At 63.6% G+C, this 26,181-nt stretch carries 23 protein-coding genes; 17 read left to right on the top strand and 6 right to left on the bottom strand.

Features of this window, described 5'->3' with window-relative positions; all coding sequences use genetic code 11:
- Positions 1 to 56 precede the first annotated feature (56 nt).
- Positions 57 to 896: a uroporphyrinogen-III synthase gene (locus ASG57_RS23730; protein ID WP_024343316.1), complete on the bottom strand. Its 840-nt coding sequence runs from the start codon at positions 894 to 896 to the stop codon at positions 57 to 59.
- 136 nt (positions 897 to 1,032) lie between these two features.
- On the opposite strand from ASG57_RS23730, the gene purU reads away from it, so the two are divergent.
- Entirely contained in the window at positions 1,033 to 1,896 is an 864-nt protein-coding gene (gene purU / locus ASG57_RS23725) for a formyltetrahydrofolate deformylase (RefSeq protein WP_024343317.1), read from the top strand.
- Positions 1,897 to 1,993: 97 nt separating this feature from the next.
- Here the strand turns inward: purU and ASG57_RS23720 are convergent, their stop codons facing one another.
- Positions 1,994 to 2,278: a hypothetical protein gene (locus tag ASG57_RS23720; RefSeq protein ID WP_024343318.1), complete on the bottom strand. Its 285-nt coding sequence runs from the start codon at positions 2,276 to 2,278 to the stop codon at positions 1,994 to 1,996.
- A gap of 517 nt (positions 2,279 to 2,795) precedes the next feature.
- Between ASG57_RS23720 and ASG57_RS23715 the strand changes: the two genes are divergently transcribed.
- From ASG57_RS23715 to ASG57_RS23665, 12 genes are all read left to right on the top strand, one after another.
- Positions 2,796 to 3,998 (top strand): ABC transporter substrate-binding protein, encoded by a 1,203-nt coding sequence (locus tag ASG57_RS23715; RefSeq protein ID WP_024343319.1) that lies wholly within the window; start codon positions 2,796 to 2,798, stop codon positions 3,996 to 3,998.
- Between the two features lie 134 nt (positions 3,999 to 4,132).
- The gene (locus tag ASG57_RS23710; RefSeq protein WP_057197693.1) at positions 4,133 to 5,002 is read left to right on the top strand and encodes a branched-chain amino acid ABC transporter permease; all 870 of its coding nucleotides are present in this window, start codon (positions 4,133 to 4,135) and stop codon (positions 5,000 to 5,002) included.
- An 8-nt stretch (positions 5,003 to 5,010) separates the two neighbouring features.
- Entirely contained in the window at positions 5,011 to 6,039 is a 1,029-nt protein-coding gene (locus ASG57_RS23705) for a branched-chain amino acid ABC transporter permease (protein ID WP_057197691.1), read from the top strand.
- Complete coding sequence (locus ASG57_RS23700) at positions 6,036 to 6,791, top strand: ABC transporter ATP-binding protein (RefSeq protein ID WP_024343322.1); 756 nt, start codon at positions 6,036 to 6,038, stop codon at positions 6,789 to 6,791. The genes ASG57_RS23705 and ASG57_RS23700 overlap by 4 nt, the downstream gene beginning before the upstream one ends.
- Positions 6,784 to 7,500, top strand: coding sequence for an ABC transporter ATP-binding protein (locus ASG57_RS23695; RefSeq protein ID WP_024343323.1), 717 nt, complete (start codon positions 6,784 to 6,786; stop codon positions 7,498 to 7,500). Before ASG57_RS23700 ends, ASG57_RS23695 begins: the two co-directional genes overlap by 8 nt.
- A 20-nt stretch (positions 7,501 to 7,520) precedes the next feature.
- Complete coding sequence (locus ASG57_RS23690; protein ID WP_024343324.1) at positions 7,521 to 8,639, top strand: cobalamin-independent methionine synthase II family protein; 1,119 nt, start codon at positions 7,521 to 7,523, stop codon at positions 8,637 to 8,639.
- Between the two features lie 472 nt (positions 8,640 to 9,111).
- Entirely contained in the window at positions 9,112 to 10,467 is a 1,356-nt protein-coding gene (locus ASG57_RS23685; RefSeq protein WP_024343325.1) for a hypothetical protein, read from the top strand.
- Positions 10,468 to 10,527: 60 nt separating this feature from the next.
- The gene (gene metK, locus ASG57_RS23680) at positions 10,528 to 11,724 is read left to right on the top strand and encodes a methionine adenosyltransferase (protein WP_024343326.1); all 1,197 of its coding nucleotides are present in this window, start codon (positions 10,528 to 10,530) and stop codon (positions 11,722 to 11,724) included.
- A 122-nt stretch (positions 11,725 to 11,846) separates the two neighbouring features.
- Positions 11,847 to 13,268: an adenosylhomocysteinase gene (gene ahcY, locus ASG57_RS23675; RefSeq protein ID WP_024343327.1), complete on the top strand. Its 1,422-nt coding sequence runs from the start codon at positions 11,847 to 11,849 to the stop codon at positions 13,266 to 13,268.
- A 160-nt stretch (positions 13,269 to 13,428) separates the two neighbouring features.
- Complete coding sequence (locus tag ASG57_RS23670) at positions 13,429 to 14,889, top strand: flavin-containing monooxygenase (protein ID WP_024343328.1); 1,461 nt, start codon at positions 13,429 to 13,431, stop codon at positions 14,887 to 14,889.
- 138 nt (positions 14,890 to 15,027) lie between these two features.
- Positions 15,028 to 15,183, top strand: coding sequence for a hypothetical protein (locus ASG57_RS38805; RefSeq protein ID WP_162832013.1), 156 nt, complete (start codon positions 15,028 to 15,030; stop codon positions 15,181 to 15,183).
- Positions 15,184 to 15,323: 140 nt separating this feature from the next.
- Entirely contained in the window at positions 15,324 to 16,253 is a 930-nt protein-coding gene (locus tag ASG57_RS23665) for an aspartyl/asparaginyl beta-hydroxylase domain-containing protein (RefSeq protein ID WP_024343329.1), read from the top strand.
- Between the two features lie 53 nt (positions 16,254 to 16,306).
- Here the strand turns inward: ASG57_RS23665 and ASG57_RS23660 are convergent, their stop codons facing one another.
- The 3 genes from ASG57_RS23660 to galE all read right to left on the bottom strand — a co-directional run bounded on the left by ASG57_RS23660 (position 16,307) and on the right by galE (position 19,981).
- The gene (locus ASG57_RS23660; protein WP_024343330.1) at positions 16,307 to 17,008 is read right to left on the bottom strand and encodes a fumarylacetoacetate hydrolase family protein; all 702 of its coding nucleotides are present in this window, start codon (positions 17,006 to 17,008) and stop codon (positions 16,307 to 16,309) included.
- A gap of 38 nt (positions 17,009 to 17,046) precedes the next feature.
- Positions 17,047 to 18,849: an ABC transporter ATP-binding protein gene (locus ASG57_RS23655; protein WP_024343331.1), complete on the bottom strand. Its 1,803-nt coding sequence runs from the start codon at positions 18,847 to 18,849 to the stop codon at positions 17,047 to 17,049.
- Positions 18,850 to 18,967: 118 nt separating this feature from the next.
- Positions 18,968 to 19,981 carry a UDP-glucose 4-epimerase GalE gene (galE, locus tag ASG57_RS23650; RefSeq protein WP_024343332.1) on the bottom strand — a complete coding sequence of 338 codons (1,014 nt, stop codon included), beginning with the start codon at positions 19,979 to 19,981 and terminating at the stop codon, positions 18,968 to 18,970.
- A gap of 126 nt (positions 19,982 to 20,107) precedes the next feature.
- Here galE and ASG57_RS23645 point away from each other — a divergent pair, with 126 nt between their 5' ends.
- Positions 20,108 to 21,199, top strand: coding sequence for a glycosyltransferase family 4 protein (locus ASG57_RS23645; RefSeq protein ID WP_057197689.1), 1,092 nt, complete (start codon positions 20,108 to 20,110; stop codon positions 21,197 to 21,199).
- A gap of 123 nt (positions 21,200 to 21,322) precedes the next feature.
- Here the strand turns inward: ASG57_RS23645 and waaF are convergent, their stop codons facing one another.
- Complete coding sequence (waaF, locus tag ASG57_RS23640) at positions 21,323 to 22,393, bottom strand: lipopolysaccharide heptosyltransferase II (protein WP_057197687.1); 1,071 nt, start codon at positions 22,391 to 22,393, stop codon at positions 21,323 to 21,325.
- A 157-nt stretch (positions 22,394 to 22,550) separates the two neighbouring features.
- Between waaF and rfaD the strand changes: the two genes are divergently transcribed.
- The 3 genes from rfaD to ASG57_RS23625 form a co-directional block, all read left to right on the top strand.
- On the top strand, positions 22,551 to 23,531 hold the full coding sequence (rfaD, locus tag ASG57_RS23635) for an ADP-glyceromanno-heptose 6-epimerase (protein ID WP_057197685.1): 981 nt from the start codon (positions 22,551 to 22,553) through the stop codon (positions 23,529 to 23,531).
- A gap of 13 nt (positions 23,532 to 23,544) precedes the next feature.
- On the top strand, positions 23,545 to 25,029 hold the full coding sequence (gene rfaE1 / locus ASG57_RS23630) for a D-glycero-beta-D-manno-heptose-7-phosphate kinase (RefSeq protein ID WP_057197683.1): 1,485 nt from the start codon (positions 23,545 to 23,547) through the stop codon (positions 25,027 to 25,029).
- Positions 25,026 to 26,181, top strand: a 1,156-nt coding sequence (locus ASG57_RS23625) for an O-antigen ligase family protein (RefSeq protein ID WP_057197681.1), incomplete at its 3' end; no start/stop codon positions are given. The genes rfaE1 and ASG57_RS23625, both read left to right, overlap by 4 nt.

Here is a 26,181-nt window from a genome sequence, read left to right as displayed (position 1 = left end):
GGCCGGCGACGCGCGTGTCAATCTGAACTGCCGCATGCCGCTCCCGCGCTGAGCTCCTATCTGTCGGTCGCCGGCTTCCGCTCGGCCAGCGTTGTGGCCATTGCCGAGATCAATGGACGCATGAAATAGGCGTCCTCTGGTGGCGAGATGTCAGTGCGCAGAGCATGCGCAGCGAGCTCACCGGAGACGGCCGGGCCGACCGAGGCGATCAGCGTGCGCTCGAGCCCGGCCCGAAGACGCGCCTCGATGCCATGCGCCTTCGCTGCCTCGATCAGGCGGCGAACCTGGCCGAGATTGGTCAGGGCAATGGAATCGATCCGGCCTGCGGCCATGTCGTCGATCGCGGCGACGATGTTTGCATCCGCCGCCTTGGAATCGTAGACATAGGGCAGCACGGTGTCGACCTCGGCCCCTTGCGCGGCCAATGCGCCGGTCAGCGCGCTGTGGTCCTTGTCCGGATAGAGCTGAAGGCCGACGCGCCGTCCGTTCAGGTCGAGCTTGGCAAGCATGTCGATCACGCCTTCGGTGGTCGGTTTCTCGGTGGTCTGCTGCGCCTCGAGACCGATCTCGCGCAGCGCCTTGCCCGGCTTCGGGCCGCGGGTGAATTTGCGGGTCTTGGCAAGCGCCGAGACGAGGGCGGAGTCGAGCCCGCGGGTGCGGGCGAGCTTCATGATCCGACGCAGACCTTCGCCCGTCATCAGCACGAGATCGTCAAATGGCTGGTCGATCGCACGGTGGATCCAGGCTTCGACCGGGGCGGGGTCCGCTGCATCGTGAATGGTGAACATCGGGCACTGCACGACCTCGGCGCCTTGCTCGACCAGGAGCTTCGAGAACTGCGCCTCCTCCCGCGTTTCCAGGATTAGGATACGGTAACCGTTCAAGCGGTCGGCCATGGGTATGCTCCGGTCAGAATTCGCAATCGTCCGTTCATCCTGACTCTGGGCGCGGGATTGGCGCAAGGGCGTGGTCGATGCTAGAGCAGGGCGCAAATCGCAGATAGTTCCGCTGCACAAACCTTCATCGAGAGCCATGCCCGACCATCAATATGTCCTGACCCTGTCCTGTCCGGATCGTCCCGGCATCGTCTCGGCGGTTTCGACGTTCCTCGCCCACAATGGACAGAACATCCTCGACGCCCAGCAGTTCGACGACGTCGAGACCAGGAAGTTCTTCATGCGGGTGGTGTTCACAGCGGCCGACCTCGCCGTGGAATTGTCGGCGCTCCAGACCGGCTTTGCCGCGATCGCCGAGCGCTTCGGCATGGAGTGGCAGATGCGCGACCGCGCTACGCATCGCAAGGTGATGCTGCTCGTGTCGAAATCCGACCACTGCCTGGTCGACATCCTCTACCGCTGGCGCACTGGCGAATTGCCGATGATTCCGACCGCGATCGTGTCCAACCATCCGCGCGAGGTCTATGCCGGACTCGATTTCGGCGGCATTCCGTTTCACCACCTGCCTGTCACCAAGGAGACCAAGCGCGAGCAGGAGGGGCAGATCATGGATCTCGTCGGCAAGACGAAGACCGATCTCGTCGTGCTCGCCCGCTACATGCAGATCCTCTCGGACGATCTCTCGGGAAAGCTGTCGGGGCGTTGCATCAACATCCACCACTCGTTCCTGCCGGGCTTCAAGGGCGCAAAGCCCTACCACCAGGCGCATGAGCGCGGCGTCAAGCTGATCGGCGCGACCGCACATTACGTGACGCGCGACCTCGACGAGGGGCCGATCATCGACCAGGACGTCGAGCGCATCAGCCATCGCGACACGCCGGAAGATCTGGTTCGCAAGGGCCGTGACATCGAGCGCCGCGTGCTGGCACGGGCCATCCGCTACCATCTCGACGATCGTGTCATCCTTAACGGCCGCAAGACGGTGGTGTTCGTGGATTAGGTGGAAGTCATTCCGGAGCGCGCGAAGCGCGAATCCGGAGATCTCGAGATTGCAGGTTTTCGATGCTGACGCATCGCCCTGGAACAACGGCGGCGGGTCAACGCATCTCGTTGCCCGAAGTGGTGCCCGTCGCACCCTTCTGCGACTGCTCCTCCTTTTCGCGCTCCGCCGCCGGCAGCAGCCGCTTGCGTTCGCGTTCCCTCATGTAGGCGTCGTACTGCGGTGTGCCCGGACGCGGCGGAGCATCGGCCGGCAGGCCCCCGGCCCATTGCGGGACGTAGTCGCCCATCCCGGCGGAAAGCCTCTCGTTGACCGTCCCACAGCCCGACATTCCTGCGGCAAGCGCAACGATAGCGAGGGCGGAACGAAAATTCCTGGGCATTGTGTGAGCGCGCACGCATTCGATCATCTGGCGCCGGCTGAGCCGGCGGACGGGAGAGTAGCCATCAACAAGGTAAAATAGACTTATTCGAGGTAGGTAGTTTATTACCAAATGCGCGGAGCCAAGGAAGGCGGATGTACAAATACTGCAAAAGAAAGACGCAATTCTCCATCCGCTTGGCCCGCCGCACTTCTAAACTGCGAGGCGCGGTTCGAGCCCAACACAAATCGGTGCGACGGAAGGGTTTTATTGACAAGTTCATTTTCTTTGTACATTCGTGCAAATTACGGCGACCGCATCCGGGTGCTCGAGCTATCCCGGCGTAAGCCGTGGCATGCTTCCATACGACGGTCACGGGCTTGCGCCGAAGAGTCGCCAAACGTCCGATTGACAAGGAGGGCGCGAAAGACGCCCATGTGGTGCGCGACGATCACTCCGCGCAGAGCCAACGGTTGAGGCAAAGGACCGGGCACTCGGTCCAGGCACAAGAGTCAGGAATGAAGGGGAGGGACATCTGATGTTCGAACGCAAACAATTGTCTCATAGGGCGATTGGTAAGGCGACTTGGGCTGCTGCCGTTACGGCCATTGCAGGCCTTGCCGGTCTCGCGCCAGTCAAGGCCGCGGACAGCGTCAAGATCGGTCTGATCCTGCCGATGACCGGCGGCCAAGCCTCGACCGGCAAGCAGATCGAGAACGCGATCAAGCTCTACATGCAGCAGAAGGGCGACACCGTCGCCGGCAAGAAGATCGAGATCATTGTCAAGGACGACGCCGCGATCCCGGACAAGACCAAGACCGCCGCGCAGGAATTGATCGTCAACGACAAGGTCAGTTTCATCGCCGGGTTCGGCGTGACGCCGGCCGCGCTTGCCGCCGCACCGCTGGCCACGCAGGCCAAGATTCCGGAAATCGTGATGGCAGCCGGCACCTCCATCATCACCGAGCGTTCGCCTTACATCGTTCGCACCAGCTTCACGCTGGCGCAGTCCTCGACCATCATCGGTGATTGGGCCGCCAAGAACGGCATCAAGAAGGTCGCAACCCTGACTTCCGACTACGCACCGGGCAACGACGCGCTGAATTTCTTCAAGCAGCACTTCACGGCCGGCGGAGGCGAGGTGGTCGAAGAGGTCAAGGTTCCCCTGCAAAACCCTGACTTCGCGCCGTTTCTCCAGCGCATGAAGGACGCCAAGCCCGACGCGATCTTCGTCTTCGTGCCGGCGGGCCAGGGCGGCAACTTCATGAAACAGTATGCCGAGCGCGGGCTCGACAAGGCCGGCATCAAGGTGATCGGGCCCGGCGACGTCACGGACGACGACCTGCTCAACAACATGGGGGATGCCGTGCTCGGCACCGTCACGGCGCATCTCTATTCCGCGGCGCATCCCTCGCAGATGAACAAGGATTTCGTCGCAGCCTACAAGAAGGCTTTCGGCAACCGTCCGGGCTTCATGGCTGTGGGTGGCTATGACGGCATCCATCTGATCTACGAGGCATTGAAGAAGACGGGCGGCGACACCAACGGCGACAAGCTGATCGAAGCCATGAAGGGCCAGAAGTGGGAGAGCCCGCGCGGCCCGATCTCGATCGATCCCGAGACCCGCGACATCGTGCAGAACATCTACATCCGCAAGGTCGAGAAGGTCGACGGCGAACTCTACAACGTCGAATTTGCGACGTTCGAAGCCGTCAAGGATCTCGGCAAGACCAAGAAGTGATGCGCGAGAGCAGGGTATCCCGGGGGCGCATTGGACCGAAACCGGGATCTCGCAATTGCTGAAACGAGATTCCGGGTTCAGCGCCCAGCGCTGCCCGGAATGACGAGTGATGACCCAGGGGTTTTCCGCTCCCGATGACCGCAATCCTCACCAACCTGTTCGATGGCGTTGCCTACGGCATGCTGCTGTTCGTGCTCGCCTGCGGACTTGCGGTCACGCTCGGGCTGATGAACTTCGTCAATCTTGCCCACGGCGCGTTTGCCATGGCCGGCGGCTACGTCTGTATGGTGTTGGTCAACAGGATGGGCTGGCCGTTCTTCGCGGCCCTGCCGCTCGCTTTCGTCTCATCTGCAGCGATTGGCATTGCGCTGGAGCGTACGCTGTACCGCCACCTCTACGCGCGCAGCCATCTCGACCAGGTGCTGTTTACCATTGGCCTGACCTTCATGTCGGTTGCGGCCGTCGATTACATCCAGGGCTCGTCCCGGGTGTTCATCAATCTGCCGGCCGCGCTTCAGGGCCAGTTCGACCTGTTCGGCGTCGGCATCGGCCGATACCGGCTGATGATCATCGTGATCTGCGGCTTGCTTACCATCGCGCTTCAGCTGGTGCTGGCGAAGACGCGGTTCGGCAGTCGCCTGCGCGCAGCGGTTGACGACCCCCGCGCCGCGAGCGGTCTCGGCATCAACGTGCCGCAGGTGTTCGCGCTCACCTTTGCCTTCGGTTGCGGACTTGCCGGCCTCGGCGGCGCGCTCAGCGCCGAGATTCTCGGCCTCGATCCATACTTCCCGCTGAAATTCATGATCTACTTCCTGATCGTGGTCACCGTTGGCGGCTCCTCTTCGATCACCGGCCCGTTCCTGGCCTCACTCCTGCTCGGCATCGGCGACGTCGCTGGCAAGTATTACGTGCCGAAGATGGGGCCGTTCGTGATCTACACCATCATGATCGTGATCCTGATCTGGCGTCCGAACGGCCTGTTCGGTCGCACGGCCGCGCGTTGAGTTCGCCGATGAGCGCTGCTTCCGACGTTGGTTATAACGCCCAGCGCCAGGCGCGCTGGCATTACGGTGAAATCGCCTTCTGGCTCATCGTGCTGTCCTGCGGGTTCCTGTTTCCGTCTCGCTACCTGATCATGACCGATATCCTGCGGCTGGCGCTGTTCACGATGTCGCTCGATCTTATCTTGGGTTATGCCGGCATCGTCTCCCTCGGCCACGCCGCCTTCTTTGGCGTCGGCGCCTATGCGGCGGGCCTTCTCGCACTTCACGGCATCATCAATGAGCCGGTGCTCGCGCTGATCGCCGCTGGCCTTGCTGCCATGGTGCTCGGTTTCGCCACCAGCTTCCTCGTGATCCGCGGCGTCGACCTGACACGCTTGATGGTGACGCTCGGCATCGCCCTACTGCTGGAGGCGCTCGCCGAACGCTTCTCCAACATCACCGGCGGCACCGACGGCCTGCAAGGCATCGAGATGCAGCCGATTTTCGGCCAGATCCCGTTCGACATGTTCGGCAAGGCGGGCTTCTTCTACTCGCTGGCCGTGCTGTTCCTGCTCTTCCTGTTCGCACGCCGCGTCGTGCATTCGCCGTTCGGCCTGTCACTGCGCGCGATCAAGAACAATCCGCTGCGCGCCGCCGCGATCGGCATCCCCGTCAACTGCCGCCTGATCGCAGTTTATACCCTGGCAGCGTTCTATGCCGGCATTGCGGGGGCGCTGTTCACCCAGACCACCGCGATCGCCTCGCTCGATGTCTTTGCCTTCGAGCGATCCGCCGACCTGATGCTGGTCCTCGTCATTGGCGGCACCGGCTATCTCTATGGCGGGCTGATCGGCGCGGTTGTCTTCCGCCTGCTCCAGGAATTGTTCTCCACCATTACCCCGCAATACTGGCAATTCTGGATCGGCCTCGTGCTGGTCGTGATCGTGCTGGTCGGCCGCCAGCGCATGCACCGGTGGGTACTCTATGTGCCCAATCTGATCCTCAGGATGGTCGCCGGGCGCAAGGCTGTCGTCGCTGTGCCGGAGGGCGACGCATGACCATCGCGCTCGAAACGAAGAACCTCGAAAAGCAGTTCGGCGGCCTGCGCGTCACCCGCGATCTGTCCTTGAAGGTCGAGCAGGGGGCCCGCCACGCGCTGATCGGCCCGAACGGGGCCGGCAAGACCACGGTCATCAACCAGCTCACCGGAGTGCTCAAGCCGAACTCGGGCCGCATCCTGCTCGAGGGCCAGGACATCACCGATCTGCCCGTGCACAGGCGCGTGCTGCGTGGCTTGTCGCGCACCTTCCAGATCAACCAGCTCTATCCTGACCTGACTCCGCTCGAGACTATCGGGCTCGCGGTCTCGGAGCGCCTCGGCCATGGCGGCGACTGGTGGCGGCGCATGGGCACGCGCAATGACGTCAACGACGAAATCGCCGATCTGCTTACGCGCTTCCATCTGCTCGATGCCATGAACGAGCAGACCGTGACGCTGCCTTATGGCAAGCAGCGGCTGCTCGAGATCGCGGTCGCCATCGCAACCAAGCCGCGCGTCTTGCTGCTCGACGAGCCGGCCGCCGGCGTGCCCGAGAGCGAACGGCATGACATTCTTGCCGTGGTCGGCGCGCTGCCGCGCGATGTGACCGTACTCCTGATCGAGCACGACATGGACCTCGTCTTCTCCTTTGCCGACCGCATCTCGGTGCTGGTCTCGGGCGCTCTGCTCACGGAAGGGCCACCCGAGCAGGTCGCGCGCGATCCGCAGGTGAAGGCCGTCTATCTCGGCGAGGAAGCGGTCGATGTCTGACCTGCTCGCGATCGATTCACTTCGCGCCGGTTATGGCGAGGCGGTGGTCCTGCCGAACATGTCGCTGGGCCTTGCCGAGGGACAGGTGCTGGCGCTGCTCGGCCGCAACGGCACCGGCAAGACGACGTTGATCAACTCCATCGTTGGCGTCACCCGCTGCTTCTCCGGCTCGATTGCGCTCGCCGGCACGGATCTTACCTTGCTCCGGCCTGACCAGCGGGCACGTGCCGGCATCGGCTGGGTGCCGCAGGAGCGCAACATCTTCCGCTCGCTCACGGTAGAGGAGAACATGACCGCGGTGGCGCAGCCGGGTCCCTGGACCTTCGAGAAGGTCTACGAGATGTTCCCGCGACTGAAGGAGCGGCGAAGCAATTTCGGCAACCAGCTTTCCGGCGGCGAGCAGCAGATGCTGGCGATCGGCCGCGCGCTGACCCTCAATCCGAAAGTGCTGCTGCTCGATGAGCCGACGGAGGGTCTTGCTCCCATCATCGTCGAGGAACTGCTGAAGGCGATCGGCAGCATCACGCGGGCAGGCGGGATCTGCTCGATCATCGTCGAGCAGAATGCCCAAAAGATTCTGGGGCTGGCCGATCGCGTTGTGATATTGGAGCGCGGAACGATCGTCCATGATGCCCCAAGCGCCGCGCTGAAGGCCGACCCGTCGGTCCTGGAGCGCCACCTCGGCGTCACAGGGACGGCGGCCCACTAGAAAACCTTTGGGAGTAAAGAATGCAGCGAACCAGAGCCCCCTTCCGCGCCGACGAGGTCGGCAGTCTCCTGCGCCCGGCCAAGATCAAGGAAGCCCGCACTCGTCTCGAGAAGGGCGAAATCTCGGCCGACGATCTGCGCAAGATCGAGGACATGGAGATCGAGAAGGTCGTGCACAAGCAGGCCTCGATCGGGCTCAAGCTCGCGACCGACGGCGAATTCCGCCGCTCCTGGTGGCACTTCGACTTCCTGGCGAAGTTGACCGGCTGCGAGCTGTTCCACCCCGACACCGGCATTCAGTTCGCGGGCGTGCAAACCCGTCACGACGCGGTCCGCGTGATTGGCAAGCTCGACTTTCCCGACGATCATCCGATGCTCGACCACTTCCGCTTCCTGAAGAAGTGCGCCGACCAGGCGCATGTCACCGCCAAGATGACGATCCCGTCGCCGGCGGTGCTGCACTTCCGCGGCGGGCGCAAGTCGATTTCGAAGGACGTCTATCCCGATCTCGACGCCTTCTATGAAGACTTAGGCAAGACCTACCGCAAGGCCGTGAAGGCGTTCTACGACGCGGGCTGCCGCTATCTCCAGTTCGATGACACGGTCTGGGCGTATCTCTGCTCGCAGGACGAATTGCAGAAGGCGCGCGAGCGCGGCGACAATCCGGACGGTCTGCAGCAGATCTATGCGCGCATCATCAACTATGCGCTGGCCGAAAAGCCTGCCGACATGGTGGTGACGACGCATGTCTGCCGCGGCAATTTCCGCTCGACCTGGATCTCCTCGGGTGGCTACGAGCCGGTCGCCGAGACCATGCTGGCCGGCACCAATTATGACGGCTACTTCCTCGAATACGACAGCGATCGCGCCGGTGGCTTCGAGCCGCTGCGCTTCCTGCCTAAGGGCAACAAGGTCGTCGTGGTCGGCGTCATCACTTCGAAGTTCGGCGAGCTCGAGAAGAAGGACGACATCAAGCGCCGCCTGGAAGAAGCCGCCAAGTTCGCTCCCCTGGAGCAGCTCGCCCTCTCTCCGCAATGCGGCTTCGCCTCGACGGAAGAGGGCAACATCCTCTCCGAGGAAGAGCAATGGGCCAAGCTCAGCCTCGCGGTCGAGATCGCGAAGGAAGTGTGGGGGAACTAAGGCGTACGCGCTCCGGCGCACGAGTACCGCGAGCCTTCACTACATACTCACCGTCATTCCCCGCGAAAGCGGGGAGTCCGGTACGCTGCGGCTTCTCGGGTCAATCATTGGCGTCACGGAGCACTGGATTGCCCGGTCAAGCCGGGCACGACAGCTCAGCGTTGTGGCGAACAACATGGCAATCAAGGTCAATCCGACCTCATTTCTCCGCCAGATGAACCTCGCCCAGCAGTGACGAGTTCGAGCGCTCGGCTGCTCGTTCTTCGCGGCCGATCCCTCAGCCCCACCGCGTCAGCTTCGACAGCCGCGCGTCGCGCCTTCGCCCTCGGGTCGCTTCACCGGCGCGCTCGCGTGCCGAATCAGGGGACGTTCGCCGGCGCATATACCCGGCGCCCGATCCGCTATTCCCAGAGTGGGCAGAATTTGCTACGTCCGAGCGACCCAATCGCTCTGCCCACGGCATTCCCACCGCATGAAGAACGACGAAATCCTGAGCCAGATCACCGAGTTCTGCCGGAAGGCGGACATGGCGGAATCGACGTTCGGCCGGCGCGCGGTAAACGATGGGAAGCTCGTGCATCGCCTGCGCGAGGGCAAGCGCATCACCATCGACACGCTCGAGCGAATCCAGGCCTATATGGCGGCGTCGATGGCCGGCGGCGCTCCGCCGCCGCGGGGGCTCCAGGTGCCGCCGGAAAAGCGTGATCCGCGCGGAAACTTCCGCTTCTTCGAGAACCGCCAAAAATACCTGCTGTTCGTCCACACCTGCAGCGAAAAGCGTGTGATCGCGGACAGGGTCGCCCTGGAGCTTGCCTCGATCCATCCGCGACCTCCGGCGCTGCGCCTGTTTGACGCCGGGGTCGGCGACGGCACGGTGCTGGCGCGGGTGCTGCGCGCGACGCACCAGCGCTTCCCGCATATGCCGTTCTACGTTGCCGGGAAGGAACTCAGTCTCGAGGACCTGCGCCTCACGCTCGAGAAGGTGCCTGACCGCATTTTTGAGCATCCGGCGTCGGTATTCGTCTTTACCAACATGTTCTATGCGGAAGCGCCCTGGCTCACGCCGGCGTCGCCTGCAGCGGCGGCCGCTACCGTGTGGCACGAAGTCCCGCTTCGCGGCGCTTCATCGGGCGAGTTCGAGCAGCAGATTGCCGAGTTAAGGCCGTTCCTGGAGCAGAATTGGCGCGCGGCCATCAGCCCACGGACGGCCATGCCGCTCTACGAGCGGCCGGTCGTCCTCGTGCTCTACCGCGAAGACCACAGGTTCCTGCTGGATTCGACCATTCCGCGGCCGGGCCAGGCCGAAGCCAATTTCGACCTTGTCATCGCATCTCAACCCTATCGGGCTCTGTCCTCCGTCAATTTCCGGGCCAAGCGGATCATCGCGCCTCTGGCGCGAGCGCTTCGGCCGGGCGGTCGGTTGATCGGAATTCACTCCCATGGCCAGGATCCGGGCATGGAAATGATCCAGGCGATCTGGCCTGGAGAAAATCCTTTCTCGGTCAGCCGTCATGAGCTACTGCGTGCAGTTAAGTATGAACTTGGATCGGTGGGCCGCGACTTAAATTTTAATGCCTACGCGGATAACCGTTCGATCTTCAGGTATGATATGGAAGCGCTGCCCAACGAGGTCACCGGCACAATCGGAACCTCGACGGCCTTTGCAGCGTGGAATGCGGCGGTGTATGTCGCTCAGATTGAGGACGACCGGTTGACGGAAATGACTCAAAACGGCCGCACCCTGGATGCCGCCAGGGACGTGCTGCGAAAATACAACGGACTCTGGTTTCTCGACGAATCCTACGTCATCTCGCGCCGGCGTGATTGACATCATTCAAAGTAAACATCGCAAACGCCCGCCGGCTAGTGGCGGAACAAGGGGTTACTGATGCGCGCGTCCTATCTCTTCACCAGCGAGTCCGTCTCCGAAGGCCATCCGGACAAGGTCTGTGACCGGATTTCCGATGAGATCGTCGACCTGTTCTATCGTGAAGGGCCGAAGGCCGGCATCGATCCCTGGCAGATCCGCGCCGCGTGCGAGACGCTCGCGACCACCAACAAGGTGGTGATCGCCGGTGAGACCCGTGGTCCGAAGTCGGTGACCAACGAGCAGATCGAGAGCGTGGTCCGCAACGCGATCAAGGACATCGGCTACGAACAGGAAGGCTTCCACTGGAAGACCTGCGACATCGAGATCCTCCTGCATCCGCAGTCGGCCGACATCGCGCAGGGCGTCGATGCGCTGCAGCCGGGTGAGGTCAAGGAAGAAGGCGCGGGCGACCAGGGTATCATGTTCGGTTACGCCACCAACGAGACGCCTGATCTGATGCCGGCGCCGATCTTCTACGCCCACAAGATCCTGCGCCTGATCTCCGAAGCCCGCCACTCCGGCAAGGAGAAGGTGCTGGGTCCGGACTCCAAGAGCCAGGTCACCGTGCAGTACGAGAACGGCAAGCCGGTCGGCGTGCGCGAGATCGTGGTCTCGCACCAGCACCTGATCGAGGACATCTCGTCCAAGCAGATCCGCGACATCGTCGAGCCCTATGTGCGCGAGGCGCTGCCCAAGGACTGGATCACGCCGAAGACGATCTGGCACATCAATCCGACCGGCAAGTTCTTCATCGGCGGTCCCGACGGCGATACCGGCCTGACCGGCCGCAAGATCATCGTCGACACCTATGGCGGTGCGGCTCCGCATGGCGGCGGCGCATTCTCCGGAAAGGACCCTACGAAGGTCGACCGTTCGGCGGCCTATGCTGCGCGCTACGTTGCCAAGAACATCGTTGCCGCCGGTCTTGCCGACCGCTGCACGCTGCAGCTTGCCTACGCCATCGGCGTGGCGCGTCCGCTGTCGATCTACATTGACACCCACGGCACCGGTAAGGTGTCGGAGGACAAGCTCGAGAAGGCGGTGGCGCAGGCGATGGATCTGACGCCCCGCGGGATCCGCACCCATCTCGACCTCAACCGCCCGATCTACGCACGTACTTCTGCTTACGGTCATTTCGGCCGCACGCCCGACAACGAGGGTGGCTTCTCCTGGGAGAAGACCGACCTCGTCGAGCAGCTCAAGCGCGCGCTGTAGTCTCTAGCATCATTCCGGGGCGCCGCCACATCGGCACGCCCCGGGATCTTGATCCTTCGGCTCCGAGTTCGCCCGTTTTCACGAGTGCCCGGAATGACGAGCCAAACAAACAGGAACCCCCTATGAACGCGAAGCCCGGCTTCACCGACTACATCGTCAAGGACATTTCGCTGGCCGATTTCGGCCGCAAGGAGATCTCGCTCGCCGAGACCGAGATGCCCGGTCTGATGGCCACCCGCGAGGAGTACGGCCCGAAGCAGCCCCTGAAAGGCGCGCGCATCGCCGGCTCCCTGCACATGACCATCCAGACCGCTGTGCTGATCGAAACGCTTGCAGCCCTCGGCGCCGACATCCGCTGGGTGTCCTGCAACATCTATTCGACGCAGGACCACGCCGCGGCCGCGATCGCCGCCGCCGGCATTCCCGTGTTCGCCGTCAAGGGCGAGACGCTGACCGACTACTGGGACTACACCGCAAAGCTATTCGACTGGCACGGTGGCGGTCATCCGAACATGATCCTCGACGACGGCGGCGACGCCACCATGTACGTCCATCTCGGTCTGCGCGCCGAGAACGGCGACACTGCCTTCCTCGACAAGCCCGGCTCCGAGGAAGAGGAAGTCTTCTTCGCGCTTTTGAAGAAGCAGCTCAAGGAGAAGCCGAAGGGCTACTTCGCCGGGATCGCCAAGAGCATCAAGGGCGTTTCCGAAGAGACGACCACGGGCGTGCATCGTCTCTATGACATGCAGAAGGCAGGCACGCTGCTGTGGCCGGCCATCAACGTCAACGACAGCGTGACCAAGTCGAAGTTCGACAACCTCTATGGCTGCCGTGAGTCGCTGGTCGACGGCATCCGCCGCGGCACCGACGTGATGCTGTCGGGCAAGGTTGCGATGGTCGCCGGTTTCGGCGACGTCGGCAAAGGCTCGGCGGCGTCGCTGCGCCAGGCCGGGTGCCGCGTCATGGTGTCGGAAATCGACCCGATCTGCGCGCTGCAGGCGGCGATGGAGGGCTACGAGGTCGTGACCATGGAAGACGCCGCGCCCCGCGCCGACATCTTCGTCACCGCCACCGGCAACAAGGACATCATTACCATCGAGCACATGCGCGCGATGAAGGATCGCGCCATCGTGTGCAACATCGGGCACTTCGACAACGAGATCCAGATCGCGGCTCTCCGTAACCTGAAGTGGACCAACATCAAACCGCAGGTCGACGAGATCGAATTCCCCGACAAGCACCGAATCATCATGCTATCGGAAGGCCGCCTCGTGAATCTCGGCAACGCCATGGGTCATCCGTCCTTCGTCATGTCGGCGTCCTTCACCAACCAGACGCTGGCGCAGATCGAGCTGTTCGCCAACAACAAAGACGGCAAGTACGAGAAGAAGGTCTACGTGCTGCCGAAGACGCTCGACGAGAAGGTCGCGCGCCTGCACCTCGCCAAGATCGGCGTGAAGCTGACCGAACTGCGCAAGGACCAGGCCGACTACATCGGCGTCAAGCAGGAAGGCCCGTACAAGTCGGACCACTACCGGTACTGATTTGCTGGTTCGACCGCCCATCGACGCAAAGCCCCGGAGCGATCCGGGGCTTTCTTGTTTCGGCGCTTGGAATTCAACTCGCTTTGCAGTTGTTGCGCGGCTGATTGCCAATTGACGGCCAGCAGCGACGGGCGGACAATCCGCGCAGGCGGAGGAAACCATGCAACAAGAACACTTCGACGTCCTGATCGTCGGTGCCGGCTTGTCCGGCATCGGCGCGGGCTATCATTTGCAGACCAAGTGCCCCGGCAAGAGCTTCGTGATCCTGGAGGGGCGTGACTGCATCGGCGGCACCTGGGACCTGTTTCGCTATCCCGGCATCCGCTCGGACAGCGACATGTTCACGCTCGGCTATTCCTTCAAGCCCTGGACCGATCCGAAGGCGATTGCGGACGGGCCGCAGATCCTGAACTATGTGCGCGAGACCGCCGTCGAGAACGGCATCGACAAGCACATCCGCTTCCGCCATCGCGTCAAGCGTGCCTGCTGGTCCACGGCGGATGCGCGCTGGACGGTGGAAGCCGAGCGCATCTCAGGCGAAGGCGCTGCCGAGCTCGTGCGGTTCACCTGCAATTTCCTGTTCATGTGCTCGGGCTATTACAAATACGAGGCGGGCTACACCCCGGAGTTCACGGGCGTGACGGATTTCGCCGGCCGCGTCGTACACCCGCAGAAATGGACCGACGATATCGACTACGCGGGCAAACGCGTCGTTGTGATCGGTTCGGGCGCGACCGCGGTGACGCTGGTGCCTGAGCTCGCCAAGACGGCGGCGCACGTCACCATGCTGCAGCGCTCGCCAACCTATGTGGTGTCGAGGCCAGCGCAGGATCCCGTTGCCAACAAGCTGCGCCGCAATCTGCCGCCGCGCCTTGCCTATCATCTGATCCGCTGGCGCAACGTGATGTGGGGGATGTTCTTCTTCCAGCTCAGCCGGCGCCGGCCGGCCAAGGTGAAGGACCTCATCCTCAAGGGCGTGCAGATGGCCCTTGGTCCCGATTATGACGTCGCCACCCATTTCACGCCGCGCTACAATCCCTGGGATCAGCGGTTGTGCCTGGTGCCTGACGGCGACTTGTTCAAGGCTCTCCGGGAGCAGCGCGCATCCGTCGTCACCAGCGAGATCGATACGTTCACGCGCGACGGCATCCGGCTCAGGGATGGCCGCGAGCTTGCCGCCGACATCATCGTCACCGCGACCGGGCTGGTGCTCCAGGTGGTCGGCGGTCTCGAGGTCAGCGTCGACGGCCGCGCCGTCGATTTCGCGAGCAGGCTGACCTACAAGGGCATGATGTATGCCGACGTGCCGAACATGGCTTCCGCCTTCGGCTACACCAATGCGTCATGGACGTTGAAATGCGATCTCACCTGCGAATATGTCTGCCGGCTCATCAACTACATGGACCGGCACAATTTCCGCCAATGCATGCCGCACAATGACGACCCGAACGTCACCCTGCAGCCATCGCTCGACTTCACCTCGGGTTATGTACAGCGCTCGATTGCGAAGATGCCGAAGCAGGGCTCGAAGCGGCCGTGGCGGCTGTATCAGAACTACGCGCTCGACATTGTCTCCCTGCGCTTCGGCCGGATCGACGACGGTGTGATGCGATATTCGTGATCGCACCGACAATGCGTTGTTTTGCGTATACTGCGCTTGGGTTGAATCGGCGATGGTTCCTGGACGGTTAACGCGGATTTAACGGATGAGTCCTAGCCTGTCTCGGCCGGGGTTACTCGCAAGGCCGAGGTGAGCCCAATGGAAGCCCAGAAGATCGCGGTCGACGCCGTCGTCGCGCTGACCGATTGCGACCGCGAAGCCGTCATTGCCTTCATCCGCCGGCTTTACCTGGCGGGCGTCACCGATCCCAAGCGCCTGACCTTCAAGGGGCTCCAGGCGCTGTCGCGGGCCTGATTCGCTCGTCTCGCGATTCGGCCCCAAGTTCCATCCCGTCGCTCTCTCCGGCGTGACTACAACCCAGTGGCGAATATCTTGTCGCTCGGGTGCGGTTGGAGTAGATGACGTCCCCGGCTGGGTCACTCGGGAACTGGGGAATGTTGAAACAGCTTTTTGCACCGCAACTCGTCGTTCTGTATGTGCTTGCGGCCTCGACAATCTACGTTCACTTTCGCGGCAAGCAGCGGCTGCGTTTCGCGCGCCAGCTCGGCGACCACTCGACCTATCTCGCGCCCTACAACGTGCTGATGTATGCGGGCTCGGCCGTGCCCAACAAGCCGGTGATCTCGGTCGAGCAGTTTCCGGAGCTCAAGCCGCTGAGCGAAAATTGGGAGACCATTCGCGACGAGGCGGTACGCCTGTTCGACGAGGGCTTCATCCGCGCCGCTGCGAAGAACAACGACTGGGGCTTCTACTCGTTCTTCAAGAGCGGCTGGAAGCGGTTTTACCTGAAATGGTACGACGACTTCCTGCCTTCGGCGCGCACGCTGTGCCCGAAGACGGTTGAGCTGCTCAACGCGATCCCGAGCGTGCACGGCGCGATGTTCGCGGTGCTGCCCCCGGGCGGCAAGCTAGGGGCCCATCGCGATCCCTTCGCCGGCTCCCTGCGCTATCATCTCGGCCTGGTTACGCCGAACTCAAACAAGTGCCGGATCCTCGTCGACGGCGTCGAATGCGTCTGGCGCGACGGCGAGGCCTTCATGTTCGACGAGACCTTCATCCACAGCGCCGAGAACGCGACCGACGTCAACCGCATCATCCTGTTCTGCGACGTCGAGCGCCCGATGAAATACGGCTTCATGACTGCCATCAACCGCTGGGTCAGCCATCACATCGTCAAGGCATCGGCGACGCAGAACGTTGAGGGTGAGAATGTCGGCGTGCTCAACAAGGTGTTCGGCAAGCTCTACGAGATCCATCTCGCCAGCCGCAAAGTCAAGGAGTGGAATCGCAACGTCTACTATACGCTGAAATACTCGCTCACGGTGCTGATCCTCGGCCTCATCGTGTGGTCGGCGTTGCGTTGAACAAAAAAAGGCCCCGGACACCTCCGGGGCCTTCTGAGCTTGACGCCGCGCAGCTATTCCGGCTGACCGATGCTTACCTTCAGCGTGCCGACGCCGTCGACCCCGCATTCGAGCTTGTCGCCGGGCTGGAGCTGCGACACGCCCGCTGGCGTGCCCGTCATGATGATGTCGCCGGCCGCGAGCTTCACTTGCTGCGAGAGCTGCCAGATGATCTCCGGCACGTTCCAGATCAGCTCTGTGAGGTCGCCCTTTTGCGCTTCCTTGCCGTTGACGGTCAGCCAGATCTTGCCCTTGGAGGGATGGCCGATCTTCGAGGCCGGCTGAACCGCGGAGCAGGGCGCCGAATAGTCGAACGACTTGCCGATCTCCCAGGGGCGCTCTTTCTTGCGCGAGGCGATCTGGAGATCGCGGCGGGTGAGATCGATGCCGACGGCGTAGCCGTAGACGTGGTCCAGCGCCTTGTCGGGAGGGATATTCAGCCCACCGCTCTTCATCGCCACGATCAACTCGACCTCGTGATGCAGGTCCTTGGTCAGCGGCGGATAGGGAATGGTGGCGCCGTCGGGCACCAGCATGTCGGCGTGCTTGGCGAAGAAGAACGGCGGGGCGCGCTCGTCATTGCCCATCTCGCGGATGTGCTCGAGATAGTTGCGTCCGACGCACCAGATGCGGCGCACCGGATACCGGCCGCTCTCGCCAACGACGGGAAGCGAAGCCTGGGGCGGAAGCGGGATGACGTAGGAGGCGGCGTTCATATCGCGGATCTCGCTGCTCTTGAGGTTGATGAGGAACTCTATGCCGTTGCGCTGATCGGCGCCAGGGCACCGGAATCGTGATGTTGCAGCCGGAAGAACGACGCATAGCGCCCACCGCGACGCAGCAGTTCGTCATGCCGGCCCTGCTCGACGATCTCACCGCCCTCGACCACGAGAATCGCATCCGCGTGCATGATGGTGTGCAGGCGATGCGCGATCACGATGGTGGTGCGGTTCTGGCAGAGATGCTCGATCGCTTCCTGCACCTGGCGCTCGGATTCAGAATCGAGCGCGGCGGTGGCTTCGTCCAGGAGGATGATCGGTGCGTTCTTGATGAGCGCGCGCGCCACCGCGATGCGCTGGCGCTGACCGCCGGACAGCTGCGTGCCATGCTCGCCGACTGGCGTGTCGTAGCCGAGCGGGAAGCCCATGATGAAATCATGCGCGCAGGCCGCCTTCGCGGCGCCGATGATCTCGTCCTCGCCCGCGCCGGGTCGGCCGAAGGCGATGTTGTTGCGGATGGTGTCGCGGAACAGATAGACGTCCTGGCCGACATAGGCGGTCTGCGCGCGCAGTGACTTGCGCGAGACCGCGCCGATCGACTGGCCGTCGATCACGATGTCGCCCTGCGTTACCTCGTAGAAGCGCAAGAGCAGCGCCAGCACCGTAGACTTGCCGCCGCCGGAGGGGCCGACCAAAGCGGTGACCTTGCCGGGCTCTGCGACGAAGCTCATGCGGTTGAGCACGGTTTCGCCATCGCGATACGAGAAGCTGACGTCGCGCAGCTCGATCCGGGCATCGGACAGCTTCAGTGCCGGCTTGTCGTCGTCGGCATACTCGCTCGCCGGGCTGTCGATGATCTCGAGCAGCATGCGCGCACCGACGAGCTGGCTGTTGAGGTCGATGTTGAGCCTGGCCAGCCGCTTGGCCGGCTCGGTCGCCATCAGGAACGCGGTCATGAAGGAGAAGAACGCGCCGGGCGTGGCATTGAGCGCGACCACGGCATAGCCGCCGTACATCAGGCAGCCGGCGACCGCGAAGCCCCCTAACATCTCCATCAGCGGGTTGGAACGGTTGGCAACGCGGGCCATCTTGTTGGCATTGCGTTCGACGACCGCGATGTTCTCGTCGATGCGCTTCTGCATGGTCTCTTCGAGCGTGAACGCCTTGACGGTGCGGATGCCCTGCAGCGATTCCTGCATCGTCTCCATGATGTCGGCGGTGCCGGTGAACTGGTTGAAGGCGAGGCCTTTGATGCGCTTGACTAGCTTGCGCAGCACCAGCATCGCCGGCGGCACCGCGACGAGGCCGATGAAGGACATCAGCGGATCCTGCCACACCATCACGCCGATCATGGCAAGCAGCATCAACAGGTCGCGGCCGACGGCGTTGACCAGCATGTTGAGCACGTCGGTGATGGATTTGGCGCCGGCCGTCAGCCGTGCCAGGAATTCGGAGGAGTGCCGCTCTGAGAAGAAGCCGACGCTCTCGCGCATCAGCTTGGCGAAGAGCTGGCGCTGGTTGGTGGCGAGGATGGCGTTCGAAATCTTCGTCAGGATCACCATGTGGCCGTAGGTCGCCACGCCCTTGATGAAGAGCAGGATCACGGTGATGCCCGAGAACATCGCGATGCCCGGGACGTTCTTGTCAACATAGGCCTGGTTGATGACCTGGCCGAGCACATAGGTCGCGCCGGCGGTCGCACCTGCGGCGAGCGCCATCAGGGCGAAGGCGACGAGGTAGCGCCGCCAATAGACGATGCCCTGTTCCGTGATCAGGCGGCGGATCAGGACCACTGCCGCGTAGGGATCGTCGGTGATTCTCTTTGGAAACTGCGCCATCAGGTGTCCATTGACGGCGCAGGACAAAGCCTGCCCGCGCGTCAGGGATCGATGGGCCTCTGTGCCCGCTCAAGCGGGGTTTTTCAAGCCCAATTAAGGGCTTGCGCTTGGGACGATTCTAGGCCGAGACGGCGTGGCGGAGATCGCCGTGGCGCTCGCGGAACAGCTTGTCCTCCCACGCCAGCGCGTGTGCTGCGATGGTCTCGAGGTCCTCGTATTGCGGCTTCCAGTCGAGCAGGCCGCGGATGCGGCTGGTGTCGGCGACCATGGTCATGATGTCGCCAGGCCGGCGCGGTGCGTATTGCACGGCGAAGCTGCGGCCCGAAACGCGGCGCACCGCGTCGATCGTCTCCAGCACCGAATAGCCGCGGCCATAGCCGCAATTGAGCGTCATCGAGGCGCCGCCGTTGCGCAGATAGGCAAGCGCCGAGCGATGGGCCTGCGACAGGTCGGTGACGTGGATGAAATCGCGGATGCAGCTTCCGTCCGGGGTCGGATAGTCGGTGCCGAACACGTCGATCTTGGCGCGCTGGCCGGTCGCGGCTTCCACGGCGATCTTGAGCAGATGCGTCGCGCCGACCGTGGCGAGGCCGATGCGCGCCTGCGGATCGGCGCCGGCGACGTTGAAATAGCGCAAGGTCACGTACTGCATGCCGTAGGCCGCCGCGACGTCGTGCAGCATGATCTCGGTCATCAGCTTCGACGAGCCGTACGGCGATAGCGGCCGGGTCGGCGCGTGCTCGGGCACCGGCACCTGGTCCGGATTGCCGTAGACGGCGGCCGTCGAGGAAAAGATGAAGCGGCCGATGCCGCGCTTGACCGCGACGTTGAGCAGGTTGCGCGCCGTCGTGAAGTTGTTGCGATAGTAGCCGAGCGGATCGCGCATCGAGTCCGGCACGACCACTGAGCCCGCGAAATGAATGATGCTCTCGATGTCGTGCTGGGCGATCACGCCCTCGAGCAGGTTCTCGTCGCCGGCGTCGCCGATGAACAGCGGCACGCCTTCCGGCAGATAGGTGGAGAATCCGGTGGAGAGATCGTCGATCACGACGACATCCTCGCCGGCTTCCGCCAGCGCCAGGACCGTGTGACTTCCAATATAGCCGGCGCCGCCGGTGACTAGCACAGCCATGATCTCACCCGTCTCAGATCAACGCGCAAACTTAGCGCTTGCGTGGTGAAGAGGGGGTATCGGCACAGCTGAACTGGTCACTATGCTTAATGTTGCGTATAGGGACTTTGCGAAACGGAGCATGACGTGGCGAACTCCCCCGGCGACCTCGACGTGATCGTGCCAAATCTGCACAGGCGCTATTCCGGGGTCACCGCGACCAACCGGATGGTGGCGCCGCGGCTGGCGAAACTCTATCGCGCGGCGTGGTTCGGCTCGGATACGCCGGAGGGGATCGGGCGACTCGGCATTGCGGATCTTCTGAAGCTGTGGCGCCGCAGGCGACCGTTGATCTGGCATGCGCGCCGCAACAACGAGATGATCGCAGGCGTCGTGCTGCGCGCGTTCGGCTGGCCGCTCAAGGTGGTATTCACCTCAGCGGCGCAGCGGCACCACAGCTGGATCACGCGCTGGCTGATCCGGCGCATGGATGCGATCATCGCGACGTCAGATGTCTCGGCGTCGTTCCTGAAGGTGGCGGCGACGGTGATCCCGCACGGCGTCGACACCGAGGTCTATGCACCGCCGATGGATCGCGCTGCTGCCTTCGCCGAAAGCGGCCTGCCGGGCCGCCATGCCATCGGCTGCTTCGGCCGCGTCCGTGCGCAGAAGGGCACCGATCTGTTCGTCGAGGCGATGTGCCGCCTGCTGCCGCACTATCCGGATTTCACCGCCGTCATCGTCGGGCAGGTCACGCCCGAGCAGATGCCCTTTGCCAACGACCTGAAGACGCGCATCGAAGCCGCCAACCTGCAATCGCGAATCGTCATCACCGGCGAGTTGCCGATCGAGGCGGTGCAGCGCTGGTATCAGCGCCTGACGATCTACGCCTTTACCTCGCGCAACGAAGGCTTCGGCCTGACGCTGATCGAGGCGATGGCGGCCGGCAGCGCGCTCGTTGCCGCACGCGCCGGCGCGGCCGAACTCGTGGTGGAGGATGGCGTCACCGGCGTGCTGATCCCGACCGGCGATGCCGATGCGCTCGCCGCGGCCCTTGAGCCGCTGATGCGCGATGTGGCTGCAGCCACCGCGATGGGCGAGCGCGGGCGGGCGCGGGTGCTGGCAAGCTTCAGCCTCGATGCCGAAGCAGCGCGGATCGCCGAGGTCTATCGGCCGCTGCTCTCGGGCGATTTTCGCGGAGCGCAAACAAAAACACGAAAACAACCCCATGCACAGTAGCCGGGTCAGCAAAATCAAGGGTTTGGCGGAGAGTTCGACGGACTGCGGATTTTTCGAATCAAATTTTGACTCGTCGGGCAAAACAGTGGCAGGATGCCATCATTGGTGCGAGCCACGATCGCCTCAGCTCGTCACCCTTGCCCCGGCTTCCCCCAGCACCCGCTCCGCAATCTTCACCACCTCGCTGGCCGCGATATTCCCCATGCAGCGATGATCATTCATCTTGCAGATGGTGCTCTGGCAGGGCTGGCAGGACAGCACTTCCCTGTCCTGCACAACGGTCGCGGCGAGGCCGTTGAGCGGTGCCCACAGATAGGGGCTGGTGGGACCGAAAATCCCCATGGTGGGCGTGCCCAGGGCGGCTGCGATGTGCATCAGGCCGGAATCGTTGGAGATCGCAACGCCGGCCGCGGCCATGGCGAGGACGCCGTTGCGCAGATCGGTGCCGGTGAGGTCACGCACGCCGGGACCGCCGGCCGCAACGATCTCCTGGGCGAGGCCCTTCTCGGCGGGGCCGCCAACCACCCAGACCTCCAGGCCGCGCTCGACCAGAAGCCGGGCAGCCTCGGGATAATAGGTCCAGCGTTTTGAGACACCTACCGAGCCGGGGGCGAGCGCCACCGCGGCTCCGGCGCTGAGGCCGTTGGCTTGGCGCCAGCTGGCGATCTCCTCGACGGGGACCCGGAGTTGCGGCACCGGCCATTCCGGCGGCAAGGGGGCTCCGTTGGGCTGGGCCAAAGCGGCATTCTTGTCGATGAAGCGGGGCAGCTTCTTCTCACCCCAGCGCCAGCGGTTGATCAGGCCGAACCGGAACTCGCCGACAAAGCCGACCCGTTCAGGAATACCCGCCAGGGCCGGCGCAATAGCCGCCTTCCATGTGCGGGGCAGCACCAGCGCGGTGCCGTAGTTCCGCTCGCGCAGGAGCTTGGCCAGGCGGAATTGGCGGGCTATGGCGAGCCGGCCCCGGGGCAAGTCCCACACAACGCCTTCCCGCACGCCGGGCATGTAATCGACCAGCGGGGCGCAGAGCGAGGTGGTCAGAAGATCGACCGGCCGGTTTGGCCAGCGCTCCTTCAAGACACGCACGACCGTGTGATTACGCACGAAATCGCCGATCCACATGTAGGGAATGATCAGGATCGGCCGGGTGTCGCTCCGGTCTGCATTTCCGCTAAGTTCCGAATCTTGATTCATTCGATAATTGGGGTGAGGCAATCCAACGTGGCGGTTCGGTTAGCCGCTCCGGGCCGGCAGGTAAAGCCGGCAGGCCTCTCAGTCCAAAACTGCTTACACTTTGGCGGCTCATGCGCTACGGCAGGACCGGGCCGCAAAATCGGGCAGGGATTTCGGAATGTTGCTGGTGACCGGCGGAGCCGGTTTTATCGGATCGAATGTCGTGGCCGCGCTCAATGACGCGGGTCGCAGCGACGTCGTGGTCTGCGACTGGCTCGGCACCGAGGGCAAGTGGCGCAATCTCGCCAAGCGGCAGCTTGTGGATATCGTTCCCCCGGCCGAGCTGATGGACTGGCTGAAGGGCCGCAAGCTGGACGCGATGGTCCATCTCGGGGCGATTTCCGCCACGACCGCGACCGACGGCGACCTTGTCATCGAGACCAATTTCCGCCTGTCGATGCGTCTTCTGGAATGGTGCACGATGAACGCAGTCCCGTTCATCTATGCCTCCTCGGCAGCGACCTATGGCGATGGCATGGAAGGCTTCGACGACGACGGCTCGCTGCCGGCGCTGAAGAAGTTGCGGCCGATGAATCTCTACGGCTGGAGCAAGCACCTGTTCGATCTTGCGGTCGGCGGACGCGTCGCGAACGGCGAGCCGCTCCCGCCGCAATGGGCCGGGCTGAAGTTCTTCAACGTGTTCGGTCCCAACGAATATCACAAGGGCTCGATGATGAGCGTGCTGGCGCGGCGCTTCGACGACGTCAAGGCTGGCCGCGTCGTGCAGCTGTTCAGGTCGCATCGCGAGGGCATCGAGGACGGTGATCAGCGCCGCGATTTCATCTATGTCGACGATGTCGTGCGGGTCCTCATGTGGCTGCTGGCGACGCCATCCGTGTCCGGCGTGTTCAACGTCGGCACGGGCAAGGCGCGCAGCTTCAAGGACCTCATGCTTTCTGCCTATGCCGCGCTGGGCACCAGGCCCAACATCGAATACATCGACATGCCGGAGAGCATCCGCGACAGCTACCAGTACTTCACCGAGAGCAAGGTCGATCGCCTGTGCCGCGCTGGCTATAATGGCGGCTTCACCACGCTCGAGGACGCGGTGAAAGCCTATGTCGGGGACTATCTCGACCGGCCCGATCGCTTTCGTTGAGGCCCCTTAGACCATGCCGACTCCCATTCTCGATTTCGATGCCCTCGCGCAAGCCATCTCGGGCCGAACGGTGCTGTGCATCGGTGACGTCATGCTGGACGAGTTCGTCTATGGCGAGGTGTCACGGATCTCGCCGGAGGCGCCGGCGCCTGTCATCGCCGCCCAGCGCAGCGAGATCCACATCGGCGGCGCGGGCAACGTCGCGGGCAACGTCGCTTCGCTCGGTGCGCGATGCATCTTCGTCGGCCTCATCGGCGAGGACGATGCCGGCGCACGGCTCGCGGCGGCGCTCAAGGAGCAAGCCGGCATCGAAAGCGTGCTGGTGTGCGATCCCTCGCGGCCGACCACGCGAAAGGTCCGCTTCGTCTCCGAGCACTTTTCCACGCATATGCTGCGCGCGGATTGGGAGCAGGCGCTGCCTGCATCTGATGACATCGAAACGAAATTGATCGATGCGATCCTGCCGCAGATCGCCCTTGCGGACATCGTGCTGCTGTCCGATTACGCCAAGGGCGTGCTGACCGCGCGCGTGATCCGCCATACCATCGACGAAGCGCGAAAGCTCGGCAAGCCCGTGATCGTCGATCCCAAGAGCCTGAACTGGGCGATCTATCGTGGTGCCACGCTGCTGACCCCCAACCGAAAGGAATTTTCGGAGGCGACCCGCAGCCGCGCCGACACGCCCCAGAGCATCGTCGAGGCGAGCGAGGACGTGATGCGGCTCGCCGATTGCGAAGCAATCCTGGTCACGCAGGGCGAGCATGGCATGACGCTGGTGCCGCGCAACGGTGAGGCCGTTCACGTTCCGGCTTTCCCTGTGAAGGTGCGCGACGTCTCCGGCGCCGGCGACACCGTCGCCGCTGCGCTCGCGGTGTCGCTCGCGGCCGGCGCGGACTGGGACACGGCGCTGCGCGTCGCCAATGCCGCCGCGGCCGTCGCGGTGGGTAAGCAGGGCACCGCCAACGTGAGCACGACCGAGCTGCGACGCAAGATCCTGCCGCACGCCACACTCGCGGCCGAGGAGAAGATCGTGCTCGATCCGGCCGCGCTCGATGCCCAGCTCGCCGAATGGAGAAGGCAGGGCCAGCGTGTCGGCTTCACCAACGGCTGTTTCGACATCCTCCATCCCGGTCACGTCAAGGTGCTGACGGCGGCGCGCGCGGCCTGTGACCGCCTGATCGTGGGGCTCAACAGCGACGCCTCGGTCCGGCGCCTGAAGGGTGCCGATCGCCCGGTGCAGGACGAACGCGCGCGTGCCGAGGTGCTCGCCGCATTGGAGGCCGTGGATCTTGTCGTCATCTTCGAGCAGGACACGCCGATCGAGCTGATCACACGGATCAAGCCCGGCGTGCTGGTGAAGGGTGGCGACTACACGCGCGAGCAGGTGGTCGGCCACGAGGTTGTCGAGGCTGCGGGCGGGGTGGTCGTGCTGGTCGACATCCTCCAGGGCTTCAGCACGACGGCGCTGGTTCACCGCGCCCGGGGAGGGAGCAAGTGACGGTGCTTGCCCGGGAGACCTCCGGCCAGACCTTGCGGCGGCGCCTGCGCAGTCCGGCGGCCTGGAGCGAGACAGTCGACCTGTTTGCGATCCTGACCGCGGCTTCGCTGCCGTGGTCGACGTCCCTTGCGGGGATCTTCAACGCGCTGATGCTGCTCTGCATGGTGCCGTTCCTCGATTTGCGCGCGTTCCTGCAATCGCTGAAGCGACCGATCTGCCTTGCGCCGATCGCGCTCGTCATTCTCGCGCTGGCGGGAACGCTGTGGTCGGATGCGCCCTGGGGCACGCGCTTCTATGCGGTCAATCCGACGGTTAAACTGCTCGTGCTACCGGTCCTGCTCTATCATTTCGAGCGCTCGCAGCGCGGGCACTGGGTGCTGATCGCCTTCCTGGTATCCTGCGCGCTGTTGTCGGTGATGTCCTGGCTTGTGCTCTTCTATCCGCATCTCTCGCTCAAGACCGACCCGGTGGAGCGCGGCATCTTCGTCAAGAACTACATCGACCAGAGCCAGGAGTTCGCGCTCTGCGCGGTCGCGCTCGCCTATCCGATCGTGATGCTGCTGCGCGAGAAGCGCTACTGGTTCGCCGCACTGCTCACCGCGCTTGCGCTCAGCTTCGTCGTCAACATGGCCTTCGTCGTCGTATCGCGCACTGCGCTGGTCACCATTCCGATCATGTTCGGCGTGTTCGCGCTGCTTCACCTCAAATGGCCCAGCATCGGGATCGTCGCCGCAGCGCTTCTCACCGGCGCCTTCCTCGCTTGGCAGGTCTCGCCGCAGTTGCGACATACTGCCGAGCGGTTTACCGACGACTACACGCGCTATGTGGAAAAGGGCGAGCCGACCTCCCTCGGCCTGCGGCTCGAATTCTGGCGAAAGTCGCTCGGCTTCTTCGCGGAGGCGCCGGTCGTGGGGCACGGCACCGGCTCGACGCGCGGATTGTTCGAGCGCGTCGCGACCCCCAGCGGTCGGTACCAGGCCTCCGCCGAGGTGATCGGCAACCCGCATAACCAGACGCTGAACGTGGCCGTGCAGTGGGGCGTGATCGGGATCGTCGTCCTCTACGCCATCTGGATCCTGCATCTGCTGCTATTTCGGGGTGACGGCTTTGCCGAATGGATCGGGCTCCTGGTGAATGGATCGGGCTCCTGGT

Origin of the sequence: Bradyrhizobium sp. Leaf396, from assembly GCF_001424605.1 — a bacterium.
Classification (GTDB): domain Bacteria; phylum Pseudomonadota; class Alphaproteobacteria; order Rhizobiales; family Xanthobacteraceae; genus Bradyrhizobium; species Bradyrhizobium japonicum_C.
The sequence above is the reverse complement of the archived record's forward strand: the minus strand, read 5'-3'. Positions and strand labels throughout refer to the sequence as shown.

Coding starts and splice junctions, on each gene's coding strand:
- purU (WP_024343317.1), top strand. CDS start 1,033: ATGCCCGACCATCAATATGTCCTGACCCTGTCCTGTCCGGATCGTCCC.
- ASG57_RS23700 (WP_024343322.1), top strand. CDS start 6,036: ATGACCATCGCGCTCGAAACGAAGAACCTCGAAAAGCAGTTCGGCGGC.
- ASG57_RS23730 (WP_024343316.1), bottom strand. CDS start 896: ATGGCCGACCGCTTGAACGGTTACCGTATCCTAATCCTGGAAACGCGG.
- ASG57_RS23690 (WP_024343324.1), top strand. CDS start 7,521: ATGCAGCGAACCAGAGCCCCCTTCCGCGCCGACGAGGTCGGCAGTCTC.
- metK (WP_024343326.1), top strand. CDS start 10,528: ATGCGCGCGTCCTATCTCTTCACCAGCGAGTCCGTCTCCGAAGGCCAT.
- ASG57_RS23710 (WP_057197693.1), top strand. CDS start 4,133: ATGACCGCAATCCTCACCAACCTGTTCGATGGCGTTGCCTACGGCATG.
- ASG57_RS23685 (WP_024343325.1), top strand. CDS start 9,112: ATGAAGAACGACGAAATCCTGAGCCAGATCACCGAGTTCTGCCGGAAG.
- galE (WP_024343332.1), bottom strand. CDS start 19,981: ATGGCTGTGCTAGTCACCGGCGGCGCCGGCTATATTGGAAGTCACACG.
- waaF (WP_057197687.1), bottom strand. CDS start 22,393: ATGAATCAAGATTCGGAACTTAGCGGAAATGCAGACCGGAGCGACACC.
- ASG57_RS23655 (WP_024343331.1), bottom strand. CDS start 18,849: ATGGCGCAGTTTCCAAAGAGAATCACCGACGATCCCTACGCGGCAGTG.
- ASG57_RS23670 (WP_024343328.1), top strand. CDS start 13,429: ATGCAACAAGAACACTTCGACGTCCTGATCGTCGGTGCCGGCTTGTCC.
- ASG57_RS23665 (WP_024343329.1), top strand. CDS start 15,324: ATGTTGAAACAGCTTTTTGCACCGCAACTCGTCGTTCTGTATGTGCTT.
- rfaE1 (WP_057197683.1), top strand. CDS start 23,545: ATGCCGACTCCCATTCTCGATTTCGATGCCCTCGCGCAAGCCATCTCG.
- ASG57_RS23695 (WP_024343323.1), top strand. CDS start 6,784: ATGTCTGACCTGCTCGCGATCGATTCACTTCGCGCCGGTTATGGCGAG.
- ASG57_RS23715 (WP_024343319.1), top strand. CDS start 2,796: ATGTTCGAACGCAAACAATTGTCTCATAGGGCGATTGGTAAGGCGACT.
- ASG57_RS23720 (WP_024343318.1), bottom strand. CDS start 2,278: ATGCCCAGGAATTTTCGTTCCGCCCTCGCTATCGTTGCGCTTGCCGCA.
- ahcY (WP_024343327.1), top strand. CDS start 11,847: ATGAACGCGAAGCCCGGCTTCACCGACTACATCGTCAAGGACATTTCG.
- ASG57_RS23660 (WP_024343330.1), bottom strand. CDS start 17,008: ATGAACGCCGCCTCCTACGTCATCCCGCTTCCGCCCCAGGCTTCGCTT.
- rfaD (WP_057197685.1), top strand. CDS start 22,551: ATGTTGCTGGTGACCGGCGGAGCCGGTTTTATCGGATCGAATGTCGTG.
- ASG57_RS38805 (WP_162832013.1), top strand. CDS start 15,028: ATGGAAGCCCAGAAGATCGCGGTCGACGCCGTCGTCGCGCTGACCGAT.
- ASG57_RS23705 (WP_057197691.1), top strand. CDS start 5,011: ATGAGCGCTGCTTCCGACGTTGGTTATAACGCCCAGCGCCAGGCGCGC.